Annotated in this window: 16 protein-coding genes; 9 read left to right on the top strand and 7 right to left on the bottom strand. The window is 44.4% G+C overall.

The annotated features are described in order from the left end of the window. Positions 1-56: 56 nt before the first annotated feature. The gene (locus HNR63_RS02950; protein WP_181519737.1) at positions 57-413 is read right to left on the bottom strand and encodes a YisL family protein; all 357 of its coding nucleotides are present in this window, start codon (positions 411-413) and stop codon (positions 57-59) included. Between the two features lie 149 nt (positions 414-562). Here HNR63_RS02950 and HNR63_RS02945 point away from each other — a divergent pair, with 149 nt between their 5' ends. Continuing rightward, positions 563-1,753, top strand: a complete 1,191-nt coding sequence (locus HNR63_RS02945; protein WP_181519736.1) for an ornithine--oxo-acid transaminase — start codon at positions 563-565, stop codon at positions 1,751-1,753. A 22-nt stretch (positions 1,754-1,775) separates the two neighbouring features. Here the strand turns inward: HNR63_RS02945 and HNR63_RS02940 are convergent, their stop codons facing one another. Beyond that, positions 1,776-2,639 carry a fumarylacetoacetate hydrolase family protein gene (locus HNR63_RS02940; protein WP_021094003.1) on the bottom strand — a complete coding sequence of 288 codons (864 nt, stop codon included), beginning with the start codon at positions 2,637-2,639 and terminating at the stop codon, positions 1,776-1,778. A 185-nt stretch (positions 2,640-2,824) separates the two neighbouring features. On the opposite strand from HNR63_RS02940, the gene HNR63_RS02935 reads away from it, so the two are divergent. Further along, positions 2,825-3,004, top strand: a complete 180-nt coding sequence (locus HNR63_RS02935) for an aspartyl-phosphate phosphatase Spo0E family protein (RefSeq protein ID WP_020424565.1) — start codon at positions 2,825-2,827, stop codon at positions 3,002-3,004. Positions 3,005-3,009: 5 nt separating this feature from the next. Here HNR63_RS02935 and HNR63_RS02930 read toward each other — a convergent pair whose 3' ends face one another. Together HNR63_RS02930 and HNR63_RS02925 are read right to left on the bottom strand one after the other, a co-directional pair. Beyond that, positions 3,010-4,119: a DUF418 domain-containing protein gene (locus HNR63_RS02930; RefSeq protein WP_181519735.1), complete on the bottom strand. Its 1,110-nt coding sequence runs from the start codon at positions 4,117-4,119 to the stop codon at positions 3,010-3,012. A 71-nt stretch (positions 4,120-4,190) separates the two neighbouring features. Further along, positions 4,191-5,783: a long-chain-fatty-acid--CoA ligase gene (locus HNR63_RS02925; RefSeq protein WP_181519734.1), complete on the bottom strand. Its 1,593-nt coding sequence runs from the start codon at positions 5,781-5,783 to the stop codon at positions 4,191-4,193. 138 nt (positions 5,784-5,921) lie between these two features. On the opposite strand from HNR63_RS02925, the gene HNR63_RS02920 reads away from it, so the two are divergent. The 7 genes from HNR63_RS02920 to HNR63_RS02890 all read left to right on the top strand — a co-directional run bounded on the left by HNR63_RS02920 (position 5,922) and on the right by HNR63_RS02890 (position 8,038). Then, the gene (locus HNR63_RS02920) at positions 5,922-6,146 is read left to right on the top strand and encodes a spore germination protein (RefSeq protein ID WP_009361956.1); all 225 of its coding nucleotides are present in this window, start codon (positions 5,922-5,924) and stop codon (positions 6,144-6,146) included. A 3-nt stretch (positions 6,147-6,149) separates the two neighbouring features. After that, positions 6,150-6,371 carry a spore germination protein gene (locus HNR63_RS02915; RefSeq protein WP_009361957.1) on the top strand — a complete coding sequence of 74 codons (222 nt, stop codon included), beginning with the start codon at positions 6,150-6,152 and terminating at the stop codon, positions 6,369-6,371. Positions 6,372-6,383: 12 nt separating this feature from the next. Next, the gene (locus HNR63_RS02910) at positions 6,384-6,596 is read left to right on the top strand and encodes a spore germination protein GerPB (protein ID WP_035064814.1); all 213 of its coding nucleotides are present in this window, start codon (positions 6,384-6,386) and stop codon (positions 6,594-6,596) included. A 72-nt stretch (positions 6,597-6,668) separates the two neighbouring features. Then, a complete protein-coding gene (gene gerPC / locus HNR63_RS02905) occupies positions 6,669-7,253 on the top strand; it encodes a spore germination protein GerPC (RefSeq protein WP_181519733.1) in 585 nt (194 codons plus the stop codon). Beyond that, complete coding sequence (locus tag HNR63_RS02900) at positions 7,250-7,447, top strand: hypothetical protein (RefSeq protein WP_009361960.1); 198 nt, start codon at positions 7,250-7,252, stop codon at positions 7,445-7,447. The genes gerPC and HNR63_RS02900 overlap by 4 nt, the downstream gene beginning before the upstream one ends. Next, positions 7,444-7,842, top strand: a complete 399-nt coding sequence (locus HNR63_RS02895; RefSeq protein WP_181519732.1) for a spore germination protein GerPE — start codon at positions 7,444-7,446, stop codon at positions 7,840-7,842. Before HNR63_RS02900 ends, HNR63_RS02895 begins: the two co-directional genes overlap by 4 nt. Then, positions 7,817-8,038, top strand: a complete 222-nt coding sequence (locus HNR63_RS02890) for a spore germination protein (protein WP_032100839.1) — start codon at positions 7,817-7,819, stop codon at positions 8,036-8,038. The genes HNR63_RS02895 and HNR63_RS02890 overlap by 26 nt, the downstream gene beginning before the upstream one ends. Here HNR63_RS02890 and HNR63_RS02885 read toward each other — a convergent pair. Genes HNR63_RS02885 through HNR63_RS02875 form a run of 3 tightly spaced genes read right to left on the bottom strand, consistent with a single transcriptional unit; the run spans position 8,035 to position 12,845 of the window. After that, positions 8,035-8,313 carry an HNH endonuclease gene (locus HNR63_RS02885; protein WP_181519731.1) on the bottom strand — a complete coding sequence of 93 codons (279 nt, stop codon included), beginning with the start codon at positions 8,311-8,313 and terminating at the stop codon, positions 8,035-8,037. The two genes, HNR63_RS02890 and HNR63_RS02885, sit on opposite strands and share 4 nt — an antisense overlap. Before the next feature lie 12 nt (positions 8,314-8,325). Beyond that, positions 8,326-11,685, bottom strand: a complete 3,360-nt coding sequence (locus HNR63_RS02880) for an AAA family ATPase (RefSeq protein ID WP_181519730.1) — start codon at positions 11,683-11,685, stop codon at positions 8,326-8,328. Further along, positions 11,682-12,845, bottom strand: a complete 1,164-nt coding sequence (locus HNR63_RS02875; protein WP_181519729.1) for an exonuclease SbcCD subunit D — start codon at positions 12,843-12,845, stop codon at positions 11,682-11,684. Before HNR63_RS02875 ends, HNR63_RS02880 begins: the two co-directional genes overlap by 4 nt.

Genomic DNA, 12,845 nt, shown 5'->3' with positions numbered 1-12,845 from the left:
ATTATAGCACATTTCCATATGGTAGAAAAAGATAAAAGTTGGCGAATATGCCAACTTTACGAAAAGAAAGAAAAGCCAAATGGTAGTTTAAATCCGAGATATAGCACGATCACAAACGCAACAATGAACTGAAGCCAAAGGACGTTCGTGTTTTTTCCTTTTGCCGTCCGAACGAGAATCATTTCCATCGTTCCGATCACCCATAAACCGACAATCACTTTCACGATATAAAGGAACGGAAATGAAGACATGCTATGTAAAATCCATGCCCCTGTCGCAATAATCAAAATGTAAAATAAGCGCAACAACATGTGTACCATTTTTGTTTTTTCATGTCCTTTTGCTTGAAACGCAATGGCAACGACAAATAAAATAAGCGCAACAACCCACGTCGTAATATGTGCATGTGTCATACAGATGCTCCTTTCTTTTGATTTCATATATGCCCATCATAACACGTCCATATGACATTTGAAAAAGAAAACGCTCACCTTTTCTATTTACTTTCTATATTCACTTCAAGTATGTTATATATGTGACGATCGAAATAGGAGGGATTGACGTGAAAACAGCACAAATCATTGAACTAACAGAAAAATACGGCGCAAATAACTATCATCCACTTCCAGTCGTTTTATCAAAAGGCGAAGGTGTATGGGTAGAAGATCCAGAAGGGAATCGTTATATGGATATGTTAAGCGCTTACTCCGCGGTCAACCAAGGACATCGCCATCCGCGCATCGTACAAGCGCTTATTGAACAAGCAAATAAAATTACATTAACATCCCGAGCATTCCATAACGATCAGCTCGGTCCATGGTATGAAAAAGTCGCGAAATTAACAAAAAAAGAAATGGTTTTACCGATGAACACAGGAGCGGAAGCGGTAGAAACAGCCGTCAAAGCGGCGCGCCGCTGGGCGTATGACGTGAAAGGCGTTCCTGCCGATCAAGCGGAAATTATCGTTTGTGAAGATAACTTCCACGGTCGGACGATGACAGCTGTATCGATGTCATCAAACCCAGAGTACAAACGTGGATTCGGCCCAATGCTCCCAGGCATTAAAGTTATTCCGTTCGGCGATGTCGAAGCGCTCAAGCAAGCCATTACACCAAATACAGCAGCGTTTATTTTTGAACCGATTCAAGGGGAAGCGGGCATTAACATTCCGCCAGAAGGGTTTTTAAAAGCAGCATATGACGTATGTAAACAACATAACGTGTTATATATTGCTGACGAAATTCAATCCGGTCTTGGCCGTTCTGGTAAAATGTTTGCGTGCGATTGGGAAGAAGTAGAGCCAGATATGTACATTCTCGGTAAAGCGCTCGGTGGCGGCGTATTCCCAATTTCATGCGTTGCCGCAAACAAAGATATTCTCGGCGTATTTAATCCGGGATCGCACGGATCGACGTTCGGGGGCAACCCGCTTGCTTGTGCTGTTTCGATCGCTGCGCTTGATGTAATCGTTGAAGAAAAATTGCCAGAGCGCTCATTTGAGCTCGGTCAATATTTCCAAGAAAAATTGCGCGAAATTAATCATCCAGACATTAAAGAAGTGCGCGGCAGAGGACTATTTATCGGCGTTGAACTGCATGTTGCGGCACGCCCATATTGTGAAAAACTACAACAAGAAGGGCTATTATGTAAAGAGACGCATGATACAGTCATCCGCTTCGCTCCACCGCTCGTCATTACAAAAGAAGAGCTCGACTGGGCCATTGAAAAAGTGAAAAAAGTATTTGAACAGTAAAAAGCTGGGGCATCCCAGCTTTTTACTTGACTACATTCCGCAACGTCCCGATTTGATCAATCGTAATTTCAATCACATCCCCCGACTGTAAAAAGCGCGGCGGGTTCATTCCTTTTCCAACACCGGCTGGCGTTCCTGTCGCAATGACATCCCCCGGCTCTAACGTCATCCCTTTCGACAACGTCGCAATGATCGTTGGAATGTCGAAAATAAATTGCGCTGTCGTTGCCGATTGTCTCACTTCGCCATTTACTTTCGTTTCAATATGTAACGCATGCGGATGAGCGATCGCTGACCGATGAACGATCCACGGTCCCATCGGACATGACGTATCTAAACTTTTGCCAAGCAAATATTGTTTATGTCTTTCTTGTAAATCGCGCGCAGTCACATCGTTTATAATCGTATAACCAAACACGTAATCGAGCGCCTGTTCTTTCGGAATCGCTTTTCCTTTTTTTCCAATCACAATCGCAAGCTCTCCTTCATAATCTAGCTGATCCGTCACATCCGCATGGCGTAAAATCGGTGCCTCATGTCCGATCACTGTCGTTGGCGCTTTCGAAAATACAATCATATTTTCGCGATCCGCTATACTTCCCATTTCTTGCGCATGATCGGCATAATTTTTTCCGATGCAAAAAATGTTTTTTGTCGGACGTGGAATCGGCGCAAGCAACTGCACATCGTGAAGTTCATACGTCCACTCTGGCTGTACGCGCTCAAGCACACGTTGCACTTTTTCAATGAACAATTCGCCAAGTTCTACGCATTCAATCATCGTATTCGGTATCGTTTCATCTGCTTTCGATAAATGAACGACCTTTTGCTCGTGTACAACCCCGACAAACACATCCGATCCCGCGTATGCTGTCACAAATTTCATTTTCCATCCCCTCTTTCGTATGATCGAACATCACTATTTTCTCTTTTTCACGTGTAAACTCCTTTGTAAAAAAATTATTTTTCAGCATATTATACTATTTCCTTTTTCTTCAGAATATGTATAATAGTTTATACGTACAGTCATTTACAGACTGTTAACGAAAATGAAAAATGTTGGTGAATTTTATGTCTCTTTCCCTCATCGAAAAGAAAAGACGACAATTAATTGAATTGGCACAAACGTACGGTTTTTCTGCGAAAGAAACGATCCAATGCAGTCAAGAGCTCGATGAATTGTTAAACAAACATTTAAAAGAAGCCGTGCTTTTCCATAAAGAAAAAGAGGACAAGCCTTGTACGACATGATCTGTTCATGTCGTTTTCTTTTTTCCGTACGTCATCCATCGCCATACGCGCTCCATCGGTCCGATGCGATATGTTTTCAACCACCAATGGCTCCATACGACTTGAATGACATATACGATACATGCGACAGCGAGCGCTTGTTTCGGTGTTACTTTTCCATACCATCCGAAGCCATATGAATAAAACAACGTCGTACAAACGATCGATTGCGTCAAATAATTCGTTAACGCCATTTTGCCAACAGGAGCAAAAACATGAACGACTTGAGATGCCATAAGCGAAAACGCAGTAAAATAAAACAAAGCAAGCGCAGGTCCTCCAATCATATCTTGCGCATACGTTGTCACAATATTTTTTTCGACATAAGGCAACATTTTAAAAATGACGCCGACAACGAACGAACCGATGCACCACTTGTTTATCGTTGCGCGATTTATGTTGATGTCATGAAACCATTTTTCTTTTGCGATATATGCCCCAAATAAAAAAAACGGCAAAATCGTTAAAATAAAAATGAATGCTTGTGTAAACGAGTTGACGTACAACCAATCATACGCCCGCTGCATAAAAATTTGTTCCCATGTCCCTTGTTGGTAGTTCGCGACAGCTTGCTTCGCTAACGTCGGCTCTGAAAAATCGATATCGCCATATTGTTTCCACATCACCCACATCAAAATCGTTGAAACGCCAGCCCAACCGCCCCAAAGCGAAAGCGCAAAGCGCCGCAACGTCTTTGCCCTTGCCCGAAAAAACGGAAAAAGAAACAGCCCAACGATCGCATAACCGATTAAAATATCGCCATGCCAAATGAAAAACGCATGAAACAGCCCAAATAACAACAACGCAAACAAGCGGCGTAAAAAAGTGACCCGGAATTTCTCGCCCCCTTTATCAAGCATGATCCATGCTCCCCAGCCGAACAACATCGAAAAAAGCGGATAAAAGCTCGCTTGCGCAAATATATCAACAAATGCGAGCAGGAAGCGATCAAGCCCATCTTTCGCAAACACCGTGGCATCGACATACAGCGTCGGAAGTGAAAAATCAAGAACGTTCACAAGCAAAATGCCAAACAACGCAAAACCACGCACCGCATCAATCATTGAAATACGCATAATCTCCCTCCTTTTCCATTTCAGCGTAAAGAAAAAAAAGACCGCTGTCAATCGACAACGGCTCTTCCTTATTAATTCACATATCTTCCTGTCTTTCCTATCGATTGCCAATATTCGTTGCGCAAATGTACTTTTTGTATTTTTCCTGATGCGGTTTTTGGCAATTCTTGAACGAATGTGACGCCGGTGATGGCTTTAAAATGGGCAAGTTTTTCACGTGAAAAGGCGATCAACTCTTGTTCGGTCACTTCTTTTCCTGGACGGACGACGACGAACGCATGCGGGGTTTCTCCCCATTTTTCATGCGGAACAGCAATGACTGCCGCCTCTAACACCGCTGGATGCTCGTACAACACCCCTTCCACTTCAATCGATGAAATGTTTTCCCCACCGCTAATAATAATATCTTTTTTCCGATCAACGATGTCGATGTTGCCATATGCATCAACAGTCGCCATATCTCCTGTATGAAGCCAGCCGTTACGAATCGTTTCCATTGTCGCTTCTGGATTTTTCCAATATCCTGCCATTACGCCATTGCTGCGCACAATGACTTCTCCGATCGACTTTCCGTCGCGCGGCACTTCTTCCCCATGCTCATTGACGACTTTCACTTCACAGCCAATCATCGCATAACCTGCTTTCGCTTTCATGCGATATTGATCGCTAAGCGGCAAATGTTGCAAATGCGAACGGACGGTAGAAACCGTGCTCAATGGCGATGATTCCGTCATACCGTACACTTGAATAAACTCCCAACCTAATTCTTTTTCAACGCGCGTGACAAATGCTGGCGGCGGAGCAGAACCTGCAATGACGACACGCACATCATGCTCAATTGTTGGCACGTGTTGCTCATAATATTGCAACAGCGTATTTAACACCGTTGGCGCCATATGCATGACGGTCACTTTATATTTATTGACGTATTCAAAAATGACTTCAGGAATCGCTTTACGCAAGCAAACGTGCGTCGCTCCGTTCGCTGTATAGTAAAACGGTGCCCCCCATCCGTTTACGTGGAACATCGGCAAAATATGCAAATATACATCCCGATCCGACACGCGTAAATGGTGCATCGTACTTAACGCATGCAAATAGTTGTTGCGATGGGTCAACATTACCCCTTTTGGATTTCCCGTCGTTCCGCTCGTATATAACAAACTACATACGTCGTTTTCATCGATATCCGGACGAGCAAACGGCTCTGTCGTATATTGGGCAAGCCATGTATCGTAAGCGATTTCAGCAATGTCGCCCGTTTTGCCGTGCACGATAATATGCTCAACTGTTTGCAACTCGTTTTTGACTGGCGCAATTAAATGATATAGCTCCGCATCGACGAACAACACTTTGCTTTCGCTATGGTTTAAAATAAATACGTAATCGTCTGGCTTTAAACGAATGTTTAACGGTACCATGATTGCCCCTGTTTGAAACACCCCATAAAACCCTTCAAGCATTTCTAACGTATTTGGAGCTAAATAAGCGACACGATCTCCTTTTTTCACTCCTATATCGCTTAACCCGTGCGACAATTGGTTCACACGTTCATACAGCTCGCGATACGTCAACGATTGTTCTTCGCTAATGACGCCGACTTTATCCCCATAAAGCGATACGGCGCGATCTAAAAAATGCGTTAATACTAATGGCACATTCATCCCCATTCCCCCATTTTTTATCTAAAGATTATCATTTTTCAGAAATATTATAACATATCTTTCTTTTTGTGGAGCACATTTCTTTCGTTGTTTTCATATGATTGGATAAGGGAAAGAATGAGAGAAAGGACGATGGCCATGCCTTCCTATATCGCAGGTCCGATAAAAATTACGAACGTCAGTAGCGACGCGACCGTCAATTTCGGCGATACGTTACAAATCGCACCAAAAAGTTCATCTAAGTCGCTCGCAGGTGCTGGCGGCGGAAATACAGGAGACTTTTTACAAACGAATACGTTCATCAGCTTTACAAATACAATCGATCCAGACATCGCCGATGGCAACGTAAAAAGCAAGGGATAGCCGATGCCTGCCATTGTTGGAGCAGTCCAAATTAACAGCATCGGAAGCGGCGGCGTGTTTCATATCGGCGATGTATTTGCCATCTCTCCATACAGCGTAGCGAAAACGTTTGCTGGCGCTGGTTCATTTAATACAGGAGACGGCTTGCATATTTATAACCAATATAGCAACACGAATACGAACGACCGTGATATTGCCGACAGCAATATTACAGGAAACGCCTAGCGAGGTGGAACAATGAACTTTTATATTCAACAAACGATTTCCATTCATCAATTAAAAATCGGCTCGCTCACGAACTCATCCGTCCTTCAAATCGGAACGACTGGAAAGGTACAACCGCTCGCCACATTAAGCAATACGGGACAATTTACCGAACCGGCTCCGGAAGCAAAAATCAATATTCAAGGGGAAGAAGGACCGTTCGTCCCGCTTCAATCCCCTGTATAAAACAGTGCTACTTCTTTTGGCTCGGCCATAAACTAGAAAATAAACGGGCCGAAAAAGAAGGGGGCAGCGCGCATGTGGCACGATTACTTTAAACAGCTCGAGGCATATTTAAAATGGCAACAACAAAAAATGCAATCGCTTGAACAAGCGATACATGATTTACAACAACAATATGAACAGTTAAAAAAAAAGCCGCGCACAACGATTGAAAAAATTGAATATCATTTTGATCAACTAAAAGTGGAAACGTTAGAGGGAACGTTGAATATCGGTCTAAATCCTGCAACGTTTGGGGAAGATACGATTGAAAATTTTGCGGTTCCAAAAACAGAAACGATTATTCCACAACCGACACCGCTCTTTCGCAACATTCAAACAGCCGTTCATTCATATTTACAAGAAGAAGGAGAACACATCATCGCCCGCATCGAGCAAACGTATGAGCGGTCGCTTGATCCAACATATCGCCAATTTATATTGCAAGATATTGCTCGACAAATTGATGATCGCATTCATTTTTATTTGCGACAATATGGGGAAAGCGAAACAGAAAACGAACAATTGCAACAAAATATTATCGCTTATTTAAAACGAGACATTGAACATTCAATTGAGACGTTTTTAAAACATTTACCACGAGAGGAGACGAACGAATGAATATGACAGTTGTGAATCATCATTTATCGGTTGGTCATATCGCCATCGGGGGAGTGGCGAGCGCCTCGCTCGTTTTAATCGGCGATAGCGAAACGATTCAACTAGCTTCCGCATTCGACACACCGCCAGAATCGTTAATTATCGGTCCGTTTCCACAAAAACAAAACAATAAAAAAAATGAGGAAAAGCGATGAGCCGCCTTTCCGTCGTTCATTTACTAAAAGCAAATGCCGTCTCCTTTAGCTCCGTCGTGCAAGTTGGAGACAGCCAACACATTCGTCTTTCTGGGCGGGCGCTTGCCGTTCAAAGACAATTTGAATATGTCGACAGCAACGAATTTCCGCTCGCCTTTCCAATCTTTACAAAACCGATTCCGCTTCCACCTGTTGATCATGAACACGTTTGTCGTTATACGTTGCACGATTGCCCGCTCATCGCTGTTCATTCCATTCGCATCATCGGGGTTTCTTCTACATCTGTCGTGCATATCGGTTCCACGAAAAATGTAGAAGCGGAATCACGAGTCAAACATATTCGTCAGCTGACAGAAAGGAGAGAACAACATGCCCGCTCTCGTCGGTCCGATTAAAATTAACCTCGTCGCTAGCGGCGCCGTCATGCAAGTAGGGGATACGTTATATGTCTCACCGAAAATATCATCGAAAACATTCGCTGGCGCAGGCGCGTTTAATACAGGCAATTTTATTATCGCCAACAACGGCATTAGCTTAACAAATACGCTCGATTCCGACGTATTCGATCAAAACGTTGCCGGCAATGCTTAACGCTTTTGCCGCTTCGCCTTTTTTATTTTCGGCAACCGATCAGCTGGTTGTTTTCGAATCCACCGAATAAATGACGCGATGCGTTCATCATGTTGTAACCGCTCGATCGTATATAGCCGACTCGCTAATTCCTCGTTCGTATATAACGCGTGAATTTGCTTATGGCAAGGGACACATAGTTTTGCCGTTTCTGTTCCGCCATACTCTTTTGGCGTTAAATGATGAGCGGTTAACACAACATCGTCTCTCTCGCACAGTTCACATATTCCTTTCATCGCCCGTCTCCTTTACATCACTTCAAGTTGGACTGTCGTTCCTTTTCCAGACGGTTCTGCTGGTTTTACAATGAGCCGTTTCGGCATGCGCGCATGCAACTCTTGAACGTGGCTAATGACCCCGATCGCCATATGTTCTCCTCGCAATCGTTCTAATGCGGTCATGACGACATCTAACAACTCTTGGTCAAGCGTGCCGAATCCTTCATCTAAAAAGAAAAATTGCAACGGATATTCCCCGCGCAGCTGAATTTGCGCCGATAACGCTAACGCTAACGATAAAGATGTTAAAAACGTTTCGCCTCCCGATAATGTCGTCACCGGACGACGTACACCTCCGTTTGCATCGTCACGAATGACAAAACCACCTTCGGAATCTAGCTCAATCGCATAACGCTGTCTCGTCAATTCTCCAAGCCGTTCCGATGCATAGCGCGTCACATGAACGAGCTGTTCTTCCGCAATAAATTCAACGAAGCTGTTTCCGCGCAACACTTTTTGTAACTCCTCGTACTGACCGACGAGCTTTTCTAGTCGCATTCTTTCTTGTTGCAATTGTTCAAAGCGCGCATGTTTCGCTTCTAAATCAGCGACGATCGCTTCAAGTGAACCGAGTTGCCGCATATGTTCGTCCACTTGTTGCTTCATTTGTTCGTACGTGCGCATCGTTTCTTCCCATTGTTGTTTCGTCATGACGACGCCATTCATCGCCTCATTTAATCGCTGCCATTCATTTTGTAGCTTCATGAGTATATCTTTATATTGTTGAATGTCATGAGCAATTTGTTGTTTCGTTTGTTCATCTAAGCGGGACGCAAGCACATCATCCACCGTTTTGAAAACAGTTTTTTGGAATTGCTCTTCCAACATTCGTTCCGCTTCTTGTTTTCGCTTCTCTCCTTCTTGTAAAGCAACGTCTGCCGCTTGTTTGTCCGCTTGCAACGTGTGCAGTTGTTGTTGTAATGACGTCCACCGTGCATACGCCTCTTCTTCTTCCCGCTTGACACGTTGCAACGTTTCCTCTATACGAATGAGCTGTTGTTTTACAGACTCCTCATCTATTCCTTCTGGCAGCGTTTGTTTATATTGTTCATATTGTTGCTTTTGTATATTCCATTCAGTTGTCCATTCTGCTTTTTGTTTTATGACCTCTTGATACGTTTCTTTCCATCGCTCTAATTCCGCTCGTTTATTATCTAGTACGGTCACGCTTTTTTCAATGCGCTGTTGCAACTGCTGGGCTTCCTGTTCGCGCTTGCGAAGGTTGCGAACGATGTCATCGACTTGTTCAAACGATACATCTGGATACGCCTCATGCCACATCTTTTTTTCTTGTTCGATGCGCGTGCGTCGCTCTGCACATTTTTTCTCTAATTCAGCCATTTGTTGACGAACAGTTTCCATTTGATACGCATACTGTTGCTCTTTTTGTTTTTGCTCGTTCCATTTTTCGATATAGCGATACATCCGATCGCGGCATGCGATATAATCTTGTTGCAACGCCTTCCCTTCGATTTCGATTTCTTTTAAAGAATAAAGCGGTGCTTCGTCCACTTCCCGTTTCACTTTTTCCGCATCGACACGTTGTGGCAAAGGGTGGCGTACCATCATTTCAGACAACTGTTCGACTTGCATTTTTATTTGCTGTATTGCCGCAACGAGCTGTTCTCCGATTTGAATAGAACGGTCGATCCGTTCGAGCGCTTCTTCATCGAGCGTCACTTGTTGTCTTTTTGCTCGATTTGGATGATGCGTCGAACCACAAACCGGACAAGCTTCCCCATCGCGCAAGCGTTCAGCTAACGTCGCCGCTAAATCATGTAGACGTGCCGCCTCCATTTGCTTTTTTTCCTCTTTCCATTGATAGACGAGCACCATCGCTTGCTTTTCCCGCTCACAGACGCGATGATACAACCATTCTACATGACGAAACTCTTCCGCTAGACGCGCTTCAAGTTGTTTCATTTGTTTCATTTCTCGTTCATACGTTTGTTTCATCGCTTCATATGTTTTCAGTTTTTCTTCTTTTTCCTTTTCGATTTCTTCAAGCGCTTGCCGCTGCAATTGAATGTGCTTCTTTTTTTCATCCGCTTGTTCCAAACGCTCTTTCACATGCACGTCAACTTTTTTCTCTTCCCATTGTTTTTTTAATTCGGCTTGTTTTGCACTCCATGTCGTATATTCTTGCGTGCATGTGTCAACGCGAAGGCGCGCTTGATGTTCTTTTTCCTCTATCTCTTGCAAACTCGCGCGTAGCTTTGCTTGTTGTTGTTCAAGCGACCGCATAAGCGCCAACGTTTGTAGCGCTTGTTTCAGCTGCTCTTGTTTTTGCAACGATTTCGGTTCTTCTTCGTTCTTTTTCGCACGACATTGTTCATATTGTTTACTTGCTTGTTCATACATCGTGCACACTTGCTGTAATTGGGCATCTCGTTCCTTTGCTTTTTGTTGCCAATGCGCAACTTCTTTTTCGCTTCGTTCCACTTGTTCAATATACGGAGCAAGACGTTCAGCTTCTTTGCTTCGTTCATACGTCTGCTCAAGCTGTTTCATCCGTTCTTCTTGCTTTCTCCATTCATTCAGCTGTTGTTCTACTTTTTCTTTTTCGCATTGCCATTGCCATAATTGTTTTTCTTTTTCGTATCGTTCGTGAATGTCGCGCAACTCGTTTTTCGCTCTCTCTAGCGCCTCTTTTCTTTCTGTCAACGCTTGCTTTTGCTTTTCGACTTGTTCTTTCGAAGCGTCGCCAAGCCCCGCTTGCTCCCCTTTGATCGCCTCTAACTTCGCGGACGCGTCTGCCAATTTATTTTTTAGTTTTTTATTTAATTCGTCGCCATATCGTTCAAGATGGAACAAGCGCTGAAGCATTTGACGGCGCTCCGATCCTTTTAACGATAAAAATTCAGCGAACTTTCCTTGCGGCAAAACGACAGCTCTCGTAAAATCTTTCATTTCTAAACCGAGCAACTTTTTTACTTGTTCATCAACAAGACGCGTCTTATCTGCGATGACGACGCGCTCGTTTCCTTCTTCGATGAAGCGGCTGACGACAGAACGAATGCGCAGCGCATCCGCGCGCTTAAACGAGCGTTCAACCGTATATCGCTTTACTCCTTCGGCATGTTGTAATTCAAATGTAAACGAAACGAACAGTTCATTTTCCGCATGGTTCATAATTCCGTTCGTCTGGTTCGCCGCGCGTTCGACATTTCCGTATAACGCGAGCGTCATCGCATCTAAAATCGACGACTTTCCGCTTCCTGTCGGACCGAAAATGCCAAACAATCCCCCTTCGCATAGCCGTTCAAAATCAATCGTTTCCTTCTGACGAAAACTATGCAACCCTGCAATCGTTAAACGAATCGGCTTCATCGTTCATCCTCCTCAGCAACGAGCTGCAAAAATAGTTGAACGAGCTCTTCAACCGGCTTTCCTCCGCCTGTTTGCCGTTCATAAAAACGCGTAAACAACGTTTCAATCGGAACATCGGTGCGCACTTCACGCACAACATCGTCCTTTTTTAAGTAATTCGGACGAATATGAACAAATCCGTCATACAATTTGCGCAACCGATGTGTTTCTTCTAACGTTAACGATTGCTCGACATCAATTTCTAAATCAATCCACGCCCCGCGATCGCGCCCTTCCTCAATCCAACGATACACTTGCGCTAACCCTTCTGTCGCTTTCCATTTGACAAGCGGACGCCCTTTGGAAAGCCAACATTCTGAAATGGCAGGAGCAGAGCGCGGCTGCACGTCAACGATCGTCACCGACTTGCTGTATCCTGCTTCAGAAAAACTGTAAGCGAGCGGTGAGCCGGAATAGCGCGCCGGCATCACCGCATGTTTCACATCTTGAGGACGGTGCAAATGACCGAGTGCGACATATTGCGCGCGCTGAGGGAAGCTTGCTGGCGATACCGTATACGCGCCGCCAAGCTCAATCGGGCGCTCGGAGTCGCACGTTGCCCCTCCAGCGACATATAAATGGCTCATCGCAATATTGACGGCATCATCTTGAAACGATTCGTTCATTTTCGCAAAAATGGCGCGAATGCGCTCATCATATCGTGCGCGCAACAACGTTTCATCGCATTCGTCGGAAAGCAATTCATTCAAGCGCGATTCTGACGGATACGGAAGCGCAGCAACGATTAATGTTTCATCAGTTGATGGAACGTACAAGCGCTGCACAACATCCGTCGGAAATCCTAACAACGTAATCGCATGTTGCGCCGCAATCGGAGCGGCCGCGCTTAAACGACCCGGATGATCGTGGTTTCCCGCAATGACAACAACGTGACGTTTTCCGTGATCGCTCAAACGCGAAAGCGATTCATAAAAAAGCTTTTCCGCATCGGCAGGCGGATTGACTGTATCAAACGCATCGCCAGCAAGCAATACGACATCGATGTTTTCCGTCTGTACGATTTCTACTATTTCATCGATCACCGCTTCTTGCTCGCTCAAGCGGCTTCGCCCTTCAAGCGTTTTCCCTAAATGCCAATCAGCCGTATGCAAAATACGCAA

Source organism: Anoxybacillus ayderensis, from assembly GCF_013761015.1.
In the GTDB taxonomy this organism is placed as follows: domain Bacteria; phylum Bacillota; class Bacilli; order Bacillales; family Anoxybacillaceae; genus Anoxybacillus; species Anoxybacillus ayderensis.
Note: the sequence above shows the minus strand (reverse complement) of the source record. Positions and strands in the feature narration are given on the sequence as shown.